This is a genomic window from Microbacterium sp. ZXT2-5, assembly GCF_055329545.1.
In genome coordinates this window covers 1014479-1033775 of record NZ_JBUZWD010000001.1, presented here as the reverse complement: position 1 = coordinate 1033775, position 19297 = coordinate 1014479, and the positions used below count along the sequence as shown (strand labels likewise).

General features: G+C 71.4%; 17 protein-coding genes. 7 read left to right on the top strand and 10 right to left on the bottom strand.

The window, feature by feature from the left end:
• Window positions 1-4 precede the first annotated feature (4 nt).
• Window positions 5-1039 carry an SDR family NAD(P)-dependent oxidoreductase gene (locus ACZBH1_RS04460; RefSeq protein WP_452323996.1) on the bottom strand — a complete coding sequence of 345 codons (1035 nt, stop codon included), beginning with the start codon at window positions 1037-1039 and terminating at the stop codon, window positions 5-7.
• Window positions 1040-1141: 102 nt separating this feature from the next.
• Here ACZBH1_RS04460 and ACZBH1_RS04455 point away from each other — a divergent pair, with 102 nt between their 5' ends.
• Window positions 1142-1717 (top strand): TetR/AcrR family transcriptional regulator, encoded by a 576-nt coding sequence (locus ACZBH1_RS04455; RefSeq protein ID WP_336393660.1) that lies wholly within the window; start codon window positions 1142-1144, stop codon window positions 1715-1717.
• A 20-nt stretch (window positions 1718-1737) separates the two neighbouring features.
• Window positions 1738-2055 (top strand): DUF7882 family protein, encoded by a 318-nt coding sequence (locus ACZBH1_RS04450; RefSeq protein ID WP_336393659.1) that lies wholly within the window; start codon window positions 1738-1740, stop codon window positions 2053-2055.
• Between the two features lie 12 nt (window positions 2056-2067).
• On the opposite strand, the gene ACZBH1_RS04445 is transcribed toward ACZBH1_RS04450, so the two are convergent.
• Together ACZBH1_RS04445 and ACZBH1_RS04440 are read right to left on the bottom strand one after the other, a co-directional pair.
• Window positions 2068-3483: an aspartate aminotransferase family protein gene (locus ACZBH1_RS04445; protein WP_336393658.1), complete on the bottom strand. Its 1416-nt coding sequence runs from the start codon at window positions 3481-3483 to the stop codon at window positions 2068-2070.
• Window positions 3484-3757: 274 nt separating this feature from the next.
• Window positions 3758-4756 carry a LacI family DNA-binding transcriptional regulator gene (locus tag ACZBH1_RS04440; protein ID WP_463645635.1) on the bottom strand — a complete coding sequence of 333 codons (999 nt, stop codon included), beginning with the start codon at window positions 4754-4756 and terminating at the stop codon, window positions 3758-3760.
• Between the two features lie 197 nt (window positions 4757-4953).
• On the opposite strand from ACZBH1_RS04440, the gene ACZBH1_RS04435 reads away from it, so the two are divergent.
• From ACZBH1_RS04435 to ACZBH1_RS04420, 4 genes are read left to right on the top strand one after another with little or no spacing between them, the layout of a single operon-like run.
• The gene (locus ACZBH1_RS04435; RefSeq protein WP_463645634.1) at window positions 4954-6171 is read left to right on the top strand and encodes a Gfo/Idh/MocA family protein; all 1218 of its coding nucleotides are present in this window, start codon (window positions 4954-4956) and stop codon (window positions 6169-6171) included.
• Complete coding sequence (locus ACZBH1_RS04430) at window positions 6168-6860, top strand: ThuA domain-containing protein (RefSeq protein ID WP_336393655.1); 693 nt, start codon at window positions 6168-6170, stop codon at window positions 6858-6860. The genes ACZBH1_RS04435 and ACZBH1_RS04430 overlap by 4 nt, the downstream gene beginning before the upstream one ends.
• Window positions 6857-7936 carry a Gfo/Idh/MocA family protein gene (locus ACZBH1_RS04425; protein WP_463645633.1) on the top strand — a complete coding sequence of 360 codons (1080 nt, stop codon included), beginning with the start codon at window positions 6857-6859 and terminating at the stop codon, window positions 7934-7936. Before ACZBH1_RS04430 ends, ACZBH1_RS04425 begins: the two co-directional genes overlap by 4 nt.
• Entirely contained in the window at window positions 7933-9438 is a 1506-nt protein-coding gene (locus ACZBH1_RS04420; protein WP_463645632.1) for an alpha-N-arabinofuranosidase, read from the top strand. The genes ACZBH1_RS04425 and ACZBH1_RS04420 overlap by 4 nt, the downstream gene beginning before the upstream one ends.
• Window positions 9439-9826: 388 nt before the next feature.
• Here the strand turns inward: ACZBH1_RS04420 and ACZBH1_RS04415 are convergent, their stop codons facing one another.
• Genes ACZBH1_RS04415 through ACZBH1_RS04400 form a run of 4 tightly spaced genes read right to left on the bottom strand, consistent with a single transcriptional unit; the run spans window position 9827 to window position 15325 of the window.
• A complete protein-coding gene (locus tag ACZBH1_RS04415; RefSeq protein WP_463645631.1) occupies window positions 9827-12130 on the bottom strand; it encodes a beta-xylosidase/alpha-l-arabinosidase in 2304 nt (767 codons plus the stop codon).
• The gene (locus ACZBH1_RS04410; protein ID WP_463646655.1) at window positions 12127-13005 is read right to left on the bottom strand and encodes a carbohydrate ABC transporter permease; all 879 of its coding nucleotides are present in this window, start codon (window positions 13003-13005) and stop codon (window positions 12127-12129) included. Before ACZBH1_RS04410 ends, ACZBH1_RS04415 begins: the two co-directional genes overlap by 4 nt.
• Before the next feature lie 14 nt (window positions 13006-13019).
• Window positions 13020-14018 (bottom strand): carbohydrate ABC transporter permease, encoded by a 999-nt coding sequence (locus ACZBH1_RS04405; RefSeq protein WP_378880023.1) that lies wholly within the window; start codon window positions 14016-14018, stop codon window positions 13020-13022.
• 17 nt (window positions 14019-14035) lie between these two features.
• Complete coding sequence (locus ACZBH1_RS04400; protein WP_336393651.1) at window positions 14036-15325, bottom strand: ABC transporter substrate-binding protein; 1290 nt, start codon at window positions 15323-15325, stop codon at window positions 14036-14038.
• A 173-nt stretch (window positions 15326-15498) separates the two neighbouring features.
• Here ACZBH1_RS04400 and ACZBH1_RS04395 point away from each other — a divergent pair, with 173 nt between their 5' ends.
• Window positions 15499-16494, top strand: coding sequence for a LacI family DNA-binding transcriptional regulator (locus ACZBH1_RS04395; protein WP_336393650.1), 996 nt, complete (start codon window positions 15499-15501; stop codon window positions 16492-16494).
• A 9-nt stretch (window positions 16495-16503) separates the two neighbouring features.
• On the opposite strand, the gene ACZBH1_RS04390 is transcribed toward ACZBH1_RS04395, so the two are convergent.
• The 3 genes from ACZBH1_RS04390 to ACZBH1_RS04380 all read right to left on the bottom strand — a co-directional run bounded on the left by ACZBH1_RS04390 (window position 16504) and on the right by ACZBH1_RS04380 (window position 19256).
• On the bottom strand, window positions 16504-17667 hold the full coding sequence (locus tag ACZBH1_RS04390; RefSeq protein WP_463645630.1) for an ROK family protein: 1164 nt from the start codon (window positions 17665-17667) through the stop codon (window positions 16504-16506).
• Window positions 17668-17700: 33 nt separating this feature from the next.
• Complete coding sequence (locus tag ACZBH1_RS04385) at window positions 17701-18051, bottom strand: hypothetical protein (protein WP_463645629.1); 351 nt, start codon at window positions 18049-18051, stop codon at window positions 17701-17703.
• Window positions 18052-18248: 197 nt separating this feature from the next.
• Window positions 18249-19256 carry a LacI family DNA-binding transcriptional regulator gene (locus ACZBH1_RS04380; RefSeq protein WP_336393647.1) on the bottom strand — a complete coding sequence of 336 codons (1008 nt, stop codon included), beginning with the start codon at window positions 19254-19256 and terminating at the stop codon, window positions 18249-18251.
• Window positions 19257-19297 lie beyond the last annotated feature (41 nt).

Below are 19297 nucleotides of genomic sequence, written 5' to 3'. Positions count from 1 at the left end.
CAGGTCAGGCCGCCGACCAGCCGCCGTCGCTGGCGAGGTTCTGGCCGTTGACGTTGACGCCGTCGTCGCTCAGCAGGAACGTGATCGACGCGGCGAGGCGGTCGGCGGTCACCGGCGGCGGCATGATCGCCATGCCGGCGCGCACGCGGTCGGCGCCGAGGGGCGAGTTGAAGGCGGCCTCGATGTTGGTGATCACCGGCCCCGGTGCGACGGCGTTGACGCGGATCCCGCTGGGGCCGTACATGAACGCGCTGGACTTCGTCAGGCCGACCACCGCGTGCTTGGACGCGGTGTAGGCGGCACCGGCCGAGGAGCCGCGAAGGGATGCCTCCGACGAGGTGTTCACGATCGAGCCGCTGCCCTGCGCGAGCATCGTGGGGAGCACCGCGCGCATGAGCTTCATCGTGCCCGTGACGTTGACCCGGAACACGCGGTCCCACACGGCGTCGGTGACCTCGCCGACCGGTGTCATGTCGTCCATGATCCCGGCGATGTTGGCGAGGGCGTCGATGCGGTCGCCGGCGGCCTCGACGATGCGGGCGACGCCCTGATCGTCGGTGATGTCGGCGGTGAGCGCCACGACGTCCGCGCCGGGATGCGCCGCGACGAACTCGTCCAGACGCTCCTGGCTCACGTCGACGGCGATCACGCGGCCGCCCTCGCGCGCGACGCGCGAAGCGGTCGCGCGGCCGATGCCGGATCCGGCGCCGGTGACGATGACGGTCTGACCGGTGAAGCGGCCCGACGTGATCTTCTCGGCCCACTCCGCGGCCGGCGCGTCGCCGGGGTCGGCGTCCGCCTCGGCCGCGATGCCGTCCGGGTTCACCTGGGCGACCAGGGCGTCCAGCGCGGCCTGGGGGAAGGCGCCGCCGCTCATCGCGACGAGGTTGCGGATGGGGAGGCCCGCCACGGGGGCGAGGGCGTCGGTGCTCTGGCCGCCCTGGGAGAGGAGGCCGCGCAGCGCGGGGCCTCCGGCCGGGTGGTCGAGCCACGCCTGGATGGTGGACGCTCCGGTGAGGAGCGCGGTGTCGGTGGTCATGAGTTCTTCCCTTTCTGCCGGCAGCGGGACGTCCGGGATGCGGGTGCGGGACCTTCGGGGCGGCTCCTACCGGACATCTATGTCCGGTACTAGGCTACACCCGTGCCCCGCACAGCAGTCCCCGATTCGACTCCCCGCCGCAATCGCGGGCCGGCCGCGGCCGCCGACAACCGGCGCGCCCTCATCGCCGCAGCCCGCGAGGTCTACGCCGAGGGCGGTCTCGGCGCGCCGTTCAGCGCCGTTGCCAAGCGCGCCGGAGTGGGCCAGGGGAGCTTGTACCGTCATTTCCCCGACCGCACGGCGCTCGCGGTCGCCGTCTTCGAAGACAACGTGCGCGAGCTCGAGGAGTACTCGGCGGCGTCCGACCGGACGATCGAGGACCTGCTCGATCGCGTCGTCGATCAGGCCGTGGGCTCGACCGCGCTGATCCAGCTGGTCACGGCGGATCCCGCCGACGGGCGGGTCGCGGCGATGGGTGAGCGGTTCCGCGTGCTCGTCGACCGCCTGCTGACGCGCGACCGGACGGCGGGGCGCGTCGGCTCGCACATCGAGGCGGAGGACGTCACGCTCGCGGCGGGGATGCTCGCCACCGAGCTGGCGCGGGCCGACCCGGCGCAGCGACCGGCGGTCGCGCGGCGTGCGCGGGCCCTTTTCGCCGCGGCGTTCGCCCCGCGATGAGGACCCAGTAGGCTCCTGCCATGGGTAGGTTCATCTACGACACGAACGCGAACGCGGTCGACATCGAGGACCGCACTCTCGCCCATCTCCGCATCGTCATGATGAACAAGCTGCGGCGCTCCGAGCCCTTCATGTTCGACGTCGAGATCGGGGACGGGAGCGGCCGTCGCAGCTTCTGGATCCATCCGTCGGTGCCGCTGCAGTTCCACTTCTTCGGCGGCCGCCAGCCCCGCATCAACCGGCGCTGGGTCGAGGAGCTCATGCGGACCGCGAGCGGCCCGAACGGGCTCACCGTCATCCCCGAGCCCGACGAATCCGAGTCCGACTCCGACGACTGAGCCCGCCAGGCGTCACAGGCGCGTCCACGCCTCCGTCAGCACGCTGCGCAGGATCTGCTCGATCTGATCGAACTCGGCCGGGCCGACCGTCAGCGGCGGCGCGAGCTGGATGACGGGGTCGCCGCGGTCGTCCGCGCGGCAGTACAGCCCGGCGTCGAACAGCGCCTTGGACAGGAACCCGCGCAGCAGCCGCTCGGACTCGTCGTCGTCGAAGGTCTCCTTCGTCGCCTTGTCCTTGACCAGCTCGATGCCGAAGAAGTAGCCGTCGCCGCGGACGTCTCCGACGATCGGCAGATCGGTGAGCTTCTCGAGGCTCGAGCGGAACAGCGGCGAGTTCTCGCGCACGTGCTCGTTGAGGCCCTCCTCCTCGAAGATGTCGAGGTTCTCCAGGGCCACCGCCGCCGAGACCGGATGGCCGCCGAAGGTGTAGCCGTGGTAGAACGCGCGGTCTCCGTGCGCGAACGGCTCGTAGATGCGGTCGCTCACGATGGTGGCGCCGATGGGCGAGTAGCCGCTGGTCATCGCCTTGGCGCACGTGATCATGTCGGGCACGTAGCCGTACGCGTCGCAGGCGAACATGTGGCCGATGCGTCCGAACGCGCAGATGACCTCGTCCGACACCAGGAGCACGTCGTACTTGTCGCAGATCTGGCGCACGCGCTGGAAGTATCCGGGAGGGGGCGGGAAGCAGCCGCCCGAGTTCTGGACGGGCTCGAGGAACACGGCGGCGACGGTGTCGGGGCCCTCGAACAGGATCATCTCCTCGATGCGGTCGGCCGCCCACACGCCGAACGCCTCGAGGTCGTCGGCAGGCGCGCCCATGTCGGCGGCGCGGTAGAAGTTGGTGTTCGGCACGCGGAAGCCGCCGGGCGTGACCGGCTCGAACATCTCCTTCATCGCCGGGATGCCGGTGATCGCGAGCGCGCCCTGCGGCGTGCCGTGGTAGGCCACCGAGCGGGAGATCACCTTGTGCTTGGTGGGCTTGCCCTGGATCTTCCAGTAGTACTTGGCGAGCTTGAACGCCGTCTCGACCGCCTCTCCGCCGCCGGTCGAGAAGAACACCTTGTTCAGATCGCCGGGCGCGTAGCCGGCGAGGCGGTCGGCGAGCTCGATCGCGGCGGGGTGGGCGTAGGACCAGATCGGGAAGAACGCCAGCTCCTCGGCCTGCTTGGCGGCCACCTCGGCGAGGCGGCGGCGGCCGTGGCCCGCGGCCACGACGAACAGGCCCGCCAGACCGTCGATGTACTGCTTGCCCTGCGAGTCCCAGATGTGGTGGCCCTCGCCCTTGACGATGATGGGCACGCCGGGGCCGTCGGTCATGACGGACTGGCGGGCGAAGTGCATCCACAGGTGGTCTTTCGCCATCTGCTGCAGCTCCGCGTCGCTGCGGGCTGGGCGTCGGGTCACGGACTGCGCGGTGGTGGACATGGGAGAGCCCTTCCGTCGGAGGTTCTCCCACGCTACTCGCGTGCCCCACGGGCCCGGAGGGGACGTTTCGTCCGGTTCGGATGCCGCGGCCGTCGGTCCGTCCGGATGCCGTGCGCCGCGGCATCCGCTCTTCTCTGTGGTTCGGGTCTTCACCCCGTCGCGCCACAGGTCAACCGCGACTCCACAGGAGGTTGGAACGGTTCAACCTCCTGCGGAAGCGCGGTTGACCTGTGGGGATCGGGTCGGGCGCGGGCTCCGGTGACCCCGGGAGCGCTCAGGTCGAGCCGCGCTCGATGAGGCGGGTGGGAAGAAGGATCGGTCCAGGCGGCAGGGTCGCACCCGCGGCGGCCTCGGTGAGCGCGGTGACGGCCGCCGCGGCCATCTCGCGGATGGGCTGGCGCACGGTGGTGAGCGGCGGCGTGAGCCAGCGCGCCCCCCGCAGGTCGTCGAACCCGACGACGAGCACGTCGTCGGGGATGCGCCGCCCGGTCGCCGCGGCTGCGGAGTACACGCCCGCCGCCATCTCGTCGGAGCATGCGAAGACCCCCAGCCGCTCTCCCGGCCGGAGGCCGCGCAGGACGGGCAGCGCGGCCTCGCGCGCCGCCGCTCCGCCCCAGTCGGCCTGCACCGCGACGAGGTCGGCGTCGGGGCGGACCAGGCGCAGCGCCTCGCGGAAGCCGGTGTTCCGCGCACGGCCGTAGCGGTACGGCGGCGACCCCAGCACCACCGCGAACCGGGTGGCGCCGCGGTCGGCCAGGTGCATCGCCGCTGCCGCACCGCCCTCCCTGTCGGTCGTGCGAACGCTCGTGAGACCGCGCGACGTCTCGGCCTGCGGATCCATCAGTACGACCGGGATCTCGGCGTCGTTCAGCGCCGCCAGCTGCGACGCCGTCGGCGAGATGAGTCCCAGCACCACGCCGGCCGAACCGCGCCGGCGGATGCGCATCGGCCAGTCGTCGTCGGGGGTGTCGCGCTCCTCGGTCAGCACGAGGTCGTAGCCGGCGGCGGCCGCGGCGCTGCGGGCGCCGGCGGTGACCTCGTCGGAGTAGGCGTTGTGGAACCAGCCGAGCACCAGGTCGACCAGGCGCGCGGATCCCGGCGGCCGCCCGCCGACGGCGGGGTCACGCGCGTAGCCGAGCGTGCGGGCCGTCGCCAGCACCCGACGTCGAGTGGCAGGGGCCAGGTCGCCGCGACCGGACAGTGCGCGGGATGCCGTCGCCACGCTGACCCCGGCCGCCGCCGCCACGGCCGCCAGGCTCACGCGCGCCGACACCGGATGCCTCCGCTCGACGCTTCCTCGTGAGACGTCACCGGGCCGCCGCGACCGCGGGTGAACCCCACGGTCTCGGCGATCGGATGACGTCTCACGGCCATCGCACCACCTTGGCGCACGGTCGAGGTTTTGCGCAACATTGTCGCGACGCCGACCGGGCGATGGCATCGTCTGTGGCTGGAAAGGGCACACACCCGATGACGACGACGACATCACCGCTGCGGATCGCACTGATCGGCACCGGCTTCATGGGCCGCATGCACACGCACGCCTGGCGCACCGCTCCGCGCTTCTTCGACCTGCCGCTGACTCCGCAGCCGGCGCTGCTCGTCGGGCATCGCGCCGACGCCACGGCCGAGGCCGCGGCGCGGTGGGAGTGGCCGGAGCACTCGGTCGACTGGCGCGGGGCCGTCGAACGCGACGACATCGACGTGATCGACATCTGCACCCCCGGCCAGACCCACGCCGAGATCGCGCTCGCCGCGCTCGCCGCCGGAAAGCATGTGCTGTGCGAGAAGCCGCTGGCGAACTCGGTCGCCGAGGCGGAGGAGATGACGGATGCCGCAGCCCGCGCCGGCGTCGTCGCCATGTGCGGCTTCAGCTACCGCCGCACCCCCGCGCTCACCCTCGCGCGCGAGCTCATCGCGGCAGGCCGTGTCGGCGAGATCCGCCACGTCCGGGCGCAGTACCTGCAGGACTGGCTGAGCGACTCCGACGCGCCCCACACCTGGCGGCTGGACCGTGACCGGGCGGGCTCGGGCGCGTTGGGTGACATCGGCGCGCACAGCATCGACACCGCGCAATGGCTCACCGGTCAGGACATCACGGCGGTGTCGGCGACCCTGCGCACCTTCGTGACCTCGCGGCCCCGACGCGGGGCTGTGGAAGGCCTGGGCGGCGTGGCCGCCGACACCACCGACCGGCTCCCGGTCACCGTCGACGACGCGGCGGCGTTCACCGCCCACTTCGACGGCGGAGCCCTGGGTGTCTTCGAGGCGTCGCGCCTGGCGACCGGACGCCGCAACGCCAACCGCATCGAGATCAACGGCGACCGCGGCGCGATCGCGTTCGACTTCGAGCGGATGAACGAGCTCGAGGTGTACGACGCCGCCGCCGACGTCGCCCAGGGCTTCCGGCGCGTGCAGGTCACCGAGGCGCAGCATCCGTATGCCGGCGCGTGGTGGCCCGTCGGTCACGGACTCGGGTACGAACACCTGTTCACGCACCAGGCGGTCGACTTCGTGCGCGCCGTCGCCGGTGAGATCCCCGCGTCGCCCACCTTCGCCGACGCGACCCAGGTGCAGCGCGTGCTCGCCGCGGTCGAGCAGAGCGCCGCGCACGACAGCATCCTGACGACGGTCGCCGCCGGCGCCGTCGACGCCCCCGCAAACCCCGTGGAAGGAAACCCCTCATGACCCGCACCGCCCTCGTCGTCCGCGGCGGATGGGACGGCCATCACCCGGTCGAGGCGACCGAGCTGTTCCTGCCGTTCCTCCGTGACAGCGGCTTCGACGTCTCCGTGGAGGAGAGCCCCGAGGTGTACGCGGACGCCGACCGCATGGCGGGGGTCGACCTCGTGCTGCAGTGCGTCACCATGTCGCAGGCCTCTCAGGAGGCCGTCCGCGGGCTGCGCGACGCCGTCGCCGCCGGAACCGGCCTCGCCGGCTGGCACGGCGGGATCGCCGATTCGTTCCGGGCCAGCTCCGACTACCTCCAGCTCGTCGGCGGCCAGTTCGCCACCCACCCTTCGAAGCACCCCGACGAGGTGCACGGGGACCAGAGCGACAACTACCTCGAGTACACCGTCGAGCTCACCGACCTCGGCCGCACCCACGAGATCACCGCGGGCCTGGACGACTTCGTCCTGACGACGGAGCAGTACTGGGTGCTCCACGACGACCTCATCGACGTGCTGGCGACCACCACGCATCCGGTGCAGCCGTACCACCCCTGGCACCGCCCCATCACCTCGCCCGCGGTGTGGACGCGCGAGTGGGGACAGGGGCGCGTCTTCGTCGCGACGCCGGGTCACAGCGTCGACGTGCTGCAGGATGCCAACGTCCGCACGATCATCGAGCGGGGGCTGCTGTGGGCGGCGCGGTGACCGGGGTCGGCATCGTCGGGCTGGGCGTCATCTCGCGCCAGTACCTCGACACCTTCAAGGGCGTCTCGAGCGTGCGCATCGTCGCGGTGGCGGACCTCGACACGGCCAGGGCCGATGCGGTCGCCGCGACCATCCCCGGCGCGCGCGTGCTGACCACGGACCAGCTCGTCGCGGACCCCGAGGTCGACGCGGTCCTCAACCTCACGATCCCCGCCGCGCACGCCGAGGTCGCGCTCGCCGCCATCGCCCACGGCAAGGACGTCTTCGGCGAGAAGCCGCTCGCGGCGACGCTCCCCGATGCCGCGCGGGTGATGGATGCCGCGGCCGCTGCGGGCGTCCGCATCGGCGCCGCGCCCGACACGGTGCTCGGCACGGGCGTGCAGACCGCCCGGGCTGCGATCGACGAGGGTCTGATCGGCCGCCCGGTCTCGGCGTCGGCGATGTGGATCTCGGCCGGCCACGAGTCGTGGCATCCGCAGCCGGACTTCTACTATCGCGAAGGCGGCGGCCCGCTGCTGGACATGGGGCCGTACTACGTCACGTCCCTCGTGCAGCTGCTCGGGCCGGTCGCCTCCGTCTCGGGAGCGGCGTCGCGGTCGCGCGACACGCGCGTCATCGGATCCGGCCCGCGTGCCGGGGAGTCCATCGCCGTCGACGTCGACACGCATCTCACCGGCATCCTGCACCACGCCTCCGGTGCCCTGTCGACCGTGACGATGAGCTTCGACGGGGTGCGGTCGACGGCGGCGCCCATCGAGGTGCACGGCGTCGACGGCTCGCTCCTGGTGCCCGACCCGAACATGTTCACGGGCGACGTGCAGCTGCACCCCCGCGGCGGCGAGTGGCAGACGCTGCAGCCGTCGGCCGGATACGCCGACGCGGGTCGCGGCATCGGGCTCATCGACTTCGCCGCCGGCCACGCGCGCGCGAGCGGGGCGATGGCCCACCACGTGCTCGAGATCATGACGGCGCTCGCCGCCTCCGCCGCCTCGGGCGCGCGCGAACCGCTGCACACGACCGTCGAGCGCCCCTCCCTCGTTCCCCTCACCCCTGCAGACACCTGGAGAAGCCTGTGACCACGGCCCGCGCCGTCATCGACCTCGACGTCCCCGGCGACGTCATCAGCCGCCACCTCTACGGCCACTTCGCCGAGCACCTCGGCCGCTGCATCTACGGCGGCTTCTGGGTCGGCGAGGATTCCGAGATCCCGAACGTGCGCGGCATCCGCTCGGACGTCGTCGAGGCGCTCCGAGCGCTCGGCATCCCGAACCTCCGCTGGCCCGGAGGCTGCTTCGCCGACGAGTACCACTGGCGCGACGGCATCGGTCCCCGCGAGAGCCGCCCGCAGATGGTGAACACCCACTGGGGCGACATCGTCGAGAACAACCACTTCGGCACGCACGAGTTCATGGACCTCTGCGAGATGCTCGGCGCCGACGCCTACGTCAACGGCAACGTCGGCAGCGGCACGGTGCGCGAGATGAGCGAGTGGGTCGAGTACCTCACGCGCGACGGCGACAGCCCGATGGCGCGCCTGCGTCGCGAGAACGGCCGAGACGAGCCGTGGAAGGTGCCGTTCTGGGGCATCGGGAACGAGGCGTGGGGCTGCGGCGGCAACATGACCGCCGAGCAGTACGCGCTGGAGGCACGCCGCTACGGCACCTTCTGCCGCAACCACGGCGGCAACGAGCTCTACCGCATCGCGGCCGGCGCGTCGGACGACGACATCACCTGGACGCGGGCGCTCATGGAGTCGCTCGGATGCCTCACCTGCGGCTCCAACCCGTCCCCGGTGTTCCAAGGCGTGTCGTTCCACTACTACGCGCACGCCGGAGCGGGCATCAACACCGAGTCGGCGACGGAGTTCGACGCCGAGCAGTACTACGGCACCATGCGCAAGGCGATCGATGTCGAGCGCGTCATCCGCCGGCACGAGGCGGTGATGGACTCGTACGATCCCGACCGCAAGGTCGGCCTGATCCTCGACGAGTGGGGCACGTGGTGGAACGTCGAGCCGGGCACCAACCCCGGGTTCCTCTTCCAGCAGAACACCGTGCGCGACGCGCTCGTGGCCGCCGTGCACTTCGACGCCTTCCACCGGCACGCCGGGCGTCTGAAGATGGCGAACATCGCGCAGACGCTCAACGTGCTGCAGGCGATGATCCTCACCGACGACTCCGGTGCGATGGTGCTGACCCCGACCTACCACGTGTTCGAGATGAACCGCGGCCACCACGACGCCACGGCGCTGGGCGCCCACGTGCTGTCGTCGCCGTCGGCGTCCGAGGGCGTCCCCGGACTGTCGGTCTCGGCCTCGACCACCGAGGGCGCGGCGCTGGTGTCGCTGTCGAACCTCTCGCTCGACCAGACGCTCGACGTGCGCGTCGACCTGCGCGGGCGCGCCGCGACGGTGCGCCGCGCGCGGGTGCTGACCGGGACGGATGCCGCCGCCCACAACACGCCCGAGACGCCCGACGCCGTCGCGCCGGCGCCGCTGGAGACGTCGCTCGACGGCGGCGTGCTCTCGGTGTCGCTGCCGCCGCACGCGTTCGCGACGGTGGAGCTCGACCTGGCGTAGCCGGCGCGGAGACGAAGGAGGCCCGCGGCACATCGCCGCGGGCCTCCTCGCGTCCGAAGCAGCGGGCCGGCGGGTGGGTGGGTGGCATCCCCTCGTCCGTTTCCGTTCGACAGGTCAACCGCGCTTCCGCAGGAGGTTGGATCGGTTCAACCTCCTGTGGAGGGCCGGTTGACCTGTGGAACGGGCACGAAGGCGCCCCGCGGCGACCGGGGAGCAAGCTCGCGCGTGGGATGACGGCATCCGCTGGCTGCCTTCCGTTCGACAGGTCAACCGCGCTTCCGCAGGAGGTTGGATCGGTTCACTCTCCTGTGGAGGGCCGGTTGACCTGTGGAACGGGCACGAAGAGGGCCCCGCGGCGCGATGCCGTGGAGCCCTCTTCGTGCCGTTCTCAGCGGGCGGCGAGGGCGTCCGCGCCGGTACGGACCGTCGCCATCGCCACCCTCGGGTCGGCCGCCGTGACGACGTGCACCTCGCCGGTCAGCTCGACCTGTGCCTCGGCGTCGCGCCGGGCGCACGAGGGGCCGACCCAGAGCTCGATCTCGCCCGGCTCGACGATGCGGCGGCCGTCACGTCCGGTGAACGCGAGGCGCGTGGCCGGCACGGCGAAGCTCACCGACACCGACTCGCCCGGCTCCAGCGGCACCCGCTGGTACGCCAGCAGTTGCGCGACCGGACGCGTGACCGATGCGACCCGGTCCCGCGCGTACAGCTGGACGACATCCGCTCCCGGCCGGTCGCCGGTGTTGGTGACGACGACCGACACCTCCAGGATGCCGTCGGTCGCGGCATCCGTCGCCGTCAGCGCTCCGCGCTCGAACGTCGTGTACGTCAGGCCGTGGCCGAAGGGCAGGGCCGGGGTGTTGTCGGCGCTCGTGATCTCGGTGGGGCCGCCCAGGACCGGGTGCAGGTACGTGTACGGCTGTGCGCCCGCCGACCGGGGGAGCGACACCGGCAGGCGCCCCGACGGCGCGGTGCGGCCGGAGAGGATCCCGGCGATCGCGGGGCCGCCTTCCTCGCCCGGGAAGAAGGCCTGCAGGACCGCGCTCGCGGCGCCCGGTCCTTCGAGCATCCAGCCGATGGCGTACGGGCGTCCCGAGACCACCACGACGGTCGTCGGCGTGCCCGTGGCGATCACGGCCTCGACGAGGCGGCGCTGTGCGCCGGGCAGCTCGAGGTCGTCGACGTCGTTGCCCTCGCCCACCGTGCCACGGCCGAACAGGCCGGCACGATCGCCGACGACGACGATCGCGACGTCGGCGGCGGCCGCCGCCTCAGCGGCCGCGGCGATCCGGCTCGTGTCGGGGTCCTCGACGTCGCAGCCGCGTTCGACCACGAGGTCCGCTCCCGCGAACTCGCCGCGCAGCGCCTCGGCGATGGTCGGCATCTCGAAGCCGAGCGGAGTGCCCGGGTGGTGCGCGAGCACGTGGTTCGCGAAGGAGTAGCACCCCATGAGCGATTCGGCCGAGTCGGCGTTGGGGCCGATCAGCGCGATCCGCCCGGGAGCCGAGAGCGGCAGCACGCCGTCGTTGGTCAGCAGGACGACGGATTCCTCGGCCGCCCGCCGCGCCAGGGCGCGCAGCGCGGGATCGTCAAGGTCGATCTCGGTGGGCGGCGTCTCGAAGTCGGCGTCGAGCAGGCCGAGCCGCTCCTTCTGGGCGAGCACGCGCAGCACGGCGCGGTCGACGAGCTCCACCTCTTCGGGATGAGCGGCGAGCCGGGCACGCAGCGGTGCTGCGAACGCGTCCGCGGTGGGCAGCTCGACGTCGATGCCGGCGCGGAGGGCCAGCACCGCCGCCTCGCCGAGATCGGCGGCGACGCCGTGCAGCGAGTGCAGGAACGCGACCGAGAAGTAGTCGGCGACCACGGTGCCCTCGAAGCCCCACTCCTCCCGCAGCAGCTCTGTGAGCAGCGTCGGGTCGGAGGCGACGGGGACACCGTCGATCTCGGCGTACGAGTTCATGACCGACTGCACGCCGCCGTCGCGGATGGCCATCTCGAAGGGCGGCAGCACGACGTCCTGCAGGCGGCGTCGGCCCATCTGGACGGGGGCGTGGTTGCGACCGGCCTGCGAGGCCGAGTACCCGGCGAAGTGCTTGAGGGTCGCATCGACACCGGCCGACTGCAGCCCGCGCACGTAAGCGGTGCCGATGGTGCCGACGACGTAGGGATCCTCGGCGATGCACTCGTCGACGCGGCCCCAGCGGGGGTCGGTGACGACGTCGAGCACCGGGGCGAGGCCCTGGTGGATCCCCAGCGCCGCCATGGACCGGCCGATCGCCGCCCCGAGCTCCTCGGTCAGCTCGGGATCGAAGGCCGCGCCCCACGCCAGCGGCGTCGGGAACGTCGCGGCCTTCCACGCCGCGAGCCCGGTCAGGCACTCCTCGTGCACGATGGCTGGAATGCCCAGGCGGGTCTGGGTACGCAGACGCCGCTGCTCCGCCCAGAGCCATTCGGCGCGCGCGACCGGGTCCACGGGCCGCGTGCCGTACACGCGGGTGAGGTGGCCCAGGCCGTGGGCCGTCGCCTCCTCGTACGGGCCGGTGTTGCCGCGCTCGCCGGCCATCGGGGCGACGACCTCGCCGCCCTTGTCGACCCAGTAGCCGACGAGCTGCGCGAGCTTCTCGTCCAGCGTCATCTGCGCATGGAGGGACTGCACCCGCGGCGAGACCGCGGGCATCGCGACGTCGCTCATCCCTTGACCGCCCCCGTCAGGCCGCCGACGATCCGCCGCTCGAAGAGGCTGAAGAACACCAGCGCGGGCAGCATCGACAGCGACGTGAACGCGAGCACCTTCGCCGTGTCGACGGAGTACTGCGACGAGAAGGCCTGCACACCGAGCGGGAGGGTGAACTGCGCCTCGTCGTTCAGGATGAACAGCGGCAGCAGGTAGCCGTTCCAGCTTCCGATGAAGGCGAGGATGGCCACGGTGATGACACCGGGCACCGCCAGGGGGAGCACCATCCGCCAGAAGAACGACAGGCGACCGCAGCCGTCGATGTACGCGGCCTCCTGGATCTCGTCGGGGATCGCCCTCAGGAACGGGACCAGGATGATGATCGTCGTCGGCAGTGCGAACGCGATCTGCGGCAGGATCACCCCCGGCAGCGAGTTCATGAGCCCGAGGTTGCGCACCACGATGTACAGCGGCGTGATCGCCACCGTGATCGGGAACATCAGGCCCGCGGCGAACAGCGCGTACAGCGCTCCCCGCCCGGCGAAGGTGTACCGGGCGATGACGTAGCTGGCCATGAGCCCGAGCGCCACCGCACCCGCGGTCGTCGCGAGGGCGACGATCGTCGAGTTCAGCACCTCGTTCCAGAACAGCCCGCTGGTCAGGACCTCGACGTAGTTCTGCGGGTTCCAGCTCACCGGCAGGCCCGACGGGTCGACGGTGATCTCGGAGTTGCTGCGGAAGCCGCCGATGATGATGTACAGCACCGGCCCGAGCATCAGCGCGATGATGACCAGGGCGACGAAGTACACCGCCGGGCTTCCCCAGGGGAGCTTGTTGACGTCGCGGCGGCGGGCGGGCACCGTGTCGCGGATCGTGATGTTCCGGGTGCTCATCGAGTCCGTGGAGCTCACTTGACGCCCCTCTCTGTGATGGCCCCCGCGGTGTCACGGCGCAGGATCGTGCGCTGGTAGATCAGGGCGACCACCAGCGAGATGACGAAGATGACGACGGCCACGGCGCTGCCGTACCCGAAATTGCCGGAGTTCCGTCCGGTCGCGACCATGTAGATCGCCATGGTGTTGGTTCCCGCCACGGACGACACGTACTGACCCCAGATGATGTACACCAGGTCGAAGAGCTGCAGCGCGCCGATGATCGAGAGGAACGCCCAGATGCGCAGCGTCGGGCCCAGGAGCGGCAGGGTGATGGTCCGCTGGATCTGCCAGTAGGACGCGCCGTCGATCGCAGCGGCCTCGTACAGCTCCTGGGGGATCCCCTGGAGCCCGGCGAGGAAGAGGATGACGGCGAACCCGATGTACTTCCAGGTGAGGATCGCCATGAGCGTCCAGATCGCGATGCTCGGGTCGGCGAGCCAGTCCTGCGCCAGCCCGTCGAGCCCGATCTTCTCGAGGAAGCCGTTCAGCGCTCCGTTCGTGGCCAGCATGAGGCTGAACCCGGTGCCGACGATGACCTCGGCGATCACGTAGGGTACGAAGATGAGGACGCGGATCACGGACTGACCGCGCATCCTGCGGTTGAGCAGCAGCGCCAGCAGGATCGCGACCGGGCCTTGGATCACCAGCGACGCGACGACGATGAAGAAGTTGTGCCCGAGTGCCTGCTGGAAGATCGGGTCGGTGAAGATCGTGACGTAGTTCTGCAGGCCGATGAACTCGGTCGCCGGGCCGAAGCCGGACCAGCGGAAGAAACCGTAGTACGCGGCCATGATGACCGGGAAGATCACGAAGCCGACGAAGAAGATCAGCGCCGGCCCCACCAGGATCATGACTTCGAGGCGGCCGGCCCAGCCCAGGCCTCGCGGGCGTCGGCGGCCTCGCGGCACCGACGGGGGCGGCGTGGTGCCGCCCCCGTCGTGCTCTGCAAGGCCGCGAGCGTCGGATGACATCTCGCGGGTAGACACGATCAGCCCTGCTTGCCTGCCGCGTTGACCGCGTCGACGAGCTGCTGCGGGTCGCTGTTGCCGGCGAGCATGTCGACGACCGCCACGTTGAGCGCGTTGCCGACATTCTGGCCGAGCACGGTGTCGAGCCACTGCGAGACGAACGGAGCGCTGTTGTACGCCTCGAGGATCTGCTGCAGGTACGGCTCGGTGACGGCTTCCTGCGCCACGGTGTTGACCGGCGGCGAGTTGAATGCCTTGTAGTAGGCGGTCTGCTGCTCGGCGCTGGCGACGAAGTTCAGGAAGTCCGCACACTCCTCCGGGGCGTCGACCGAGCACGAGTAGCCGTCGACGCCGCCCATCATCGAGCCCGGCTCACCCTCGCCGCCCGAGATCTCGGGGAACGGGAACCACGCGAGGTCGGGGAGCGGCTTCTCGTCGGGCGTCAGGGAGGCGATCACGCCCGGGTCCCACGCGCCCATGAGCTCCATCGCGGCCTTGCGGTTGGCGATGAGGCCGGCCGAGCTGCCCGCGCCCTGCTGGGGCTCGGTGGTGAGGAATCCGTCGTTGAAGGGGTCGATCGCCGCGAAGTCCTCGAGGTCCTCGCCGGCGCGCAGCCAGCACTCGTCGCTGAAGTCCTTCGTGTCGCCCGTCTCCTCGATGACCTCCGGGCTGCACTCCCGGATCGCGAAGAAGTAGTACCAGTGCGCGGCCGGCCACGCGGCCTTCGCGCCGAGGGCGATGGGCTCGATGCCCGTCTCCTTGAGGCTGGCCACCGCGTCCTTGAGGTCGTCGATGGTCTCGGGGGTCTCGGTGATGCCGGCGTTGTCGAAGGCGTCCTGGCTGTAGAAGAAGCCACCGGGCAGCACGGACAGGGGCATCGCCCACACCTTGTCCTGGTAGGTCTCGGCGGCGAAGGAGCCCTCCGGGATCTCGGCCTTGATGTCGTCCGAGATGAGGTCGGTGAGGTCCATCAGCTGGCCCGCGTTGACCATCGCGGTCATCTTGCCGCCGCCGCGCTGCAGGAAGATGTCCGGCGCGTCGCCGGCGTTCAGTGCCGTCTGCAGCTTTCCGTCCATGTCCTCGTTCTGGACCGACTGCATCTTGATCGTGACGCCGGGGTTCTCTTCCTCGAACGCGGCGATCGCGTCCTTCCAGAACTGCTGGCCGGGGCCCGTGGTGGAGTTCTGCCACAGCGTCATCTCGACGCTGCCGTCGCTGTTCTCGCCGGAGCCGCCCGCACTGCAGCCGGCGAGCGCGAGCGCGCCGGCGACGAGTGCAGCCGAACCCGCGAGGATCCTGTTGCGCTTCATGTGATTCCCGTTCTCTCCTTCGAGGAGCACCTCTGCTTCGCGGTGCCTTGGTCTGCGCGATTCGGGGTCGCGCGGTCCGGAGCTCGGCCCGGACCTGAAAAGTCTGAAATGGCAACAAAAGGTTTGTCAAACGTTTTCGAAAACGGTTTCGACCACGTTATGCTTTCGAGATCATGAAGCGCCGCCCCACCATCACCGACGTCGCCGCGGCGGCGGGCGTCTCGGTGGCGACGGTGTCGAAGGCGGTCAACGGCCGTTACGGAGTGGCCAGCGAGACGGTCGACCGGGTGCTCGCCGTCGTGGCGGAGCTCGGCTACGAGTCGAGCCTCATCGCCAGCAGCATGCGCTCGCGCACGACCGGCGTCATCGGGGTCCTCGTCGCCGACTTCGAGCCGTTCAGCGCCGAGATCCTCAAGGGCGTCGGCCAGGCGCTGCGCGAGTCGCGCTACGACCTCCTGGCGTACTCGGGGTCGCGCGGAGCGGCGGACGGCTGGGAGCGCCGCTCGCTGTCGCGCCTGAGCGGGACGCTCATCGACGGCGCGATCATGGTCACCCCGACCGTGGTGAACGTGGGCGCGGAGGTGCCGCTCGTCGCGATCGACCCCCACACCGGTCCCGCCGACCTGCCGACCGTCGAATGCGACAGCTTCGGCGGGGCGCTCCAGGCGACGCGTCATCTGATCGAGCTGGGCCACTTCCGCATCGGCTTCATCGCCGGCCGCCCCGACCTGCGCTCCTCCATCGCGCGCGACGCCGGCTATCGGCGTGCGCTGACGGATGCCGGACTGCCGATCGATCCGGCACTGGTGGGCTCGGGCAGCTACCGCCAGGACGCGGTGCGCATGGCGGCGCTGGAGATGCTGCGACGGCCTGACCGGCCGACGGCGATCTTCGCCGCGAACGACATCTCCGCGATGGAGATCGTCAAGGTGGCCGCCGAGCTCGGCCTCGACGTTCCCCGCGACCTCTCGATCATCGGATTCGACGATGTGCCGGAGGCCTCCAAGGTGACGCCGGCGCTGTCGACGGTGCGCCAGCCGATGCAGACGCTCGGCGCGGAGGCTGCGCGGCTGCTGCTCTCGCTCATGCAGGGCGACACCCCCGAGGTCACGCACGTGACGCTGCCGACCCGGCTCGTGCCGCGCGCCACGACAGCGCCGCCGCCCTGATCGCGGTGGTCAGCGCAGCGCGATGACGGACGGATCGCGCAGCAGTTCCGCGAACGCGGCCTCGGCCGCGCCGATCAGCAGCCGGTCCTCGGCCAGCGCGGCCGGCCGGATCTCCAGGTCCTCGCCGTTCGCCGGCATCGTCTGCGAGACGACGGCCTGCCGCAGCCCCGACGGGTCATGCTCCGCGAGCATCGCGAGGAAGCCCCCCAGCACCACGACCGCGGGGTTGAGCACGTTGACCGCGTTGGCCAGGGCGGTGGCGAGGATCCGGCGCTGACGGGCGATCTCGTCGAGCACGTCGGGTGCGTCCGAGGTGCGCAGCAGCTCGGCGAGCTCCGGCTCGTCGGCGTTGTGCCGCCCGAGCGCCGCGAGCAGGCGTGCGCGGCTCACCTCGTCCTCCAGCACGCCGTCTGCCGCCCGCCTGTCGGTGGGGGACGCGATGCCCGGACGGTTCTGGCCGAACTCGCCGGAGTACCCGGACGCGCCGCCGACCGGGATGCCCTGCACGATGAGCCCGCCGCCGATGCCGCTGGCGCCGCCGTTGAGATAGACGACGTCGTCGATGCCCCGGGCAGCCCCGAAGAGGTGCTCGGCGACCACGCCCATCGCCGCGTCGTTGCCCACGAGCGCGGGGAGCCCGGTGGCGTCCTGGACCAGCTCGCGCAGCGCGACGTCCCTCCACTTCAGGTGAGGGGCGTCGCGGACGAGTCCGTCCGACCCGCGCACGAGGCCGGGCACGGCGATCCCGATGCTTGCGACGACCGATCCGGCGAGGTCGTCCCGCCGCCACGACGAGATGCGCTCGCCGATCAGCTCGGCCGTGCGCTCGGGGCTCAGCAGCTCCGTCATCTCGATGCGCTCGCGGCGGCGGACGCGGCGGTCGAGGCCGACCGCGGCGATCGACAGCGCGTCGACCTCGGGGTTGGCCGCAACGGCGATGACGCGCGGGTCGGCGGTCACCAGCGGAGACGGGCGCCCCACACGCCGGCTGGGATCGGGTGCGCGCTCTTCCGCGACGCCGGAGGTGACCAGGTCGCCGACGAGATCGGCGATGGTGGAGCGGTTGAGGCCGGTCGCAGCCGTCAACGTGGCGCGCGAGACCGGGCCCTCGAGGTGGATGAGGCGCAGCAGACGCGAGAGATTCGCCTGGCGGCTGCCGACCGGATCGTTCATCCCCTCACTGTAGAGGCGGACGTCGGCGGGCGATCAGCCGCGGGTCGGCGCTGCGGGCTTCTCCCGCGTCTGGTCCGCGACGGCTGAGGGGCAGATCGACTGCACCGCGGCGGCGAAGTCAAGTGTCTGGAGCACCTCGAAGGCGCGGTCGTAGCGCGCGCCCTGCAGCACGACGAACACGGCGCCGACGACGTCGATGAAGCCGACGGTGGCGCCGCGCACCTTCACCTCGTAGCGGTCGACGTCGATGCGCTCCCATCGCACGGCGGAATCCCGGGGAGCGGGCGGCTCCGGCATGCGGGGCGGCAGCTCGCGGAGCGAAGGCATGGCGCGCGAGCGGAGACCGCTGCGCCGTGCGGGTGAGGACGGCCTTTCGAGGACCATGGACCGCCTCCTCTCGTCGATGAAACGATCCTGGTCCCTGCACGATTCCGGCGCATCGGGGTTGACCTTGCGGGACGGTGCCGCTAAGCGATTCCGCGAGCCGGCGTCCGCCACCCCTTGTTCTACCCGAGGCGGATGAATGCCGAGCCTCGCACCGGTGAACGCCCGGGTTCACCGGTCAGGAGCGCAGCCGGAGGTCAGGACGGATACGGCGCCGTGCTGCCGCGCACCACGAGGTGCGTCGCCAGATCCATCCGCAGGGTCTCGGGCGTGGCGCCGTCGGCGAGTCGCAGCGCGAGACGGGTCGCCTCCTCGCCCATGCGTCGCAGCGGCTGGTGCACGGTGGTGAGCTGGGGGCTGACCCACCGCGCCAGCGCGATGTCGTCGTACCCGACGATCGACAGATCGTCGGGCACCCGCAGCCCCGCCGCCGAGCCCGCGGCGATCGCGCCGAGGGCCTGCAGGTCGCTGCCGGCGAAGATCGCCGTGGGCGGGTCGGGGAGCGCCAGCAGCTCTCGCGTGTGGGCCTCGCCGCCGGCTGTGTGGAAATCGCCGAACCGGATGAGCGCGGGGTCGATGCGAAGCCCCGCCGCGTTCATCGCCGACCGGTAGCCGTCCACGCGCGCGAGCGAGCACATCATGTCTTCGGGGCCGGTGATGGCCGCGATCCGGCGGTGCCCCAGCTCGATCAGGTGGCGCGTCGCCATCAGGCCGCCCGCCCAGTTGGCCGACCCGACCGACGGGACGTCGGGGGCCGGGTCGCCGGCAGGGTCGACGATCACGAAGGGGATGCCGCGCGAGCGGAGCTTGTCGCGGTAGCGCTCGGCGAGGTCGGAGAACACCAGCACCACAGCCACCGGCCTGCGGCGCAGGACCCCGTCGATCCAGTCCGCCGCGGGGGAGTGGCGGTCGCCGCTCACGGTGAGCACGACCGAGAGCCCGGCGGCGTGCGCGATGTCCTCGACCCCCTCGATGACCTCCATCGACCAGCTCGGCTCCAGCTCGTGGAACACCAGTTCGACGAACTCGCTGCGCGGGGTCTGGCTGCGCCGGGTGTAGCCGTGCCGGGCGAGGTGCTCTTCGAGCCGGGCGCGCGTGGCAGGCGAGACGTCGGGTCTGCCGTTGAGAACCTTCGACATCGTCGCGAGGGAGACGCCCGCCTCCGCGGCGATCTCTGCCAGCGTCACGCGCGGCGGTGTCGACATGGGCGGATCCTTGCGTCGTGGTGCGCCTGTCCTGGGCGTCG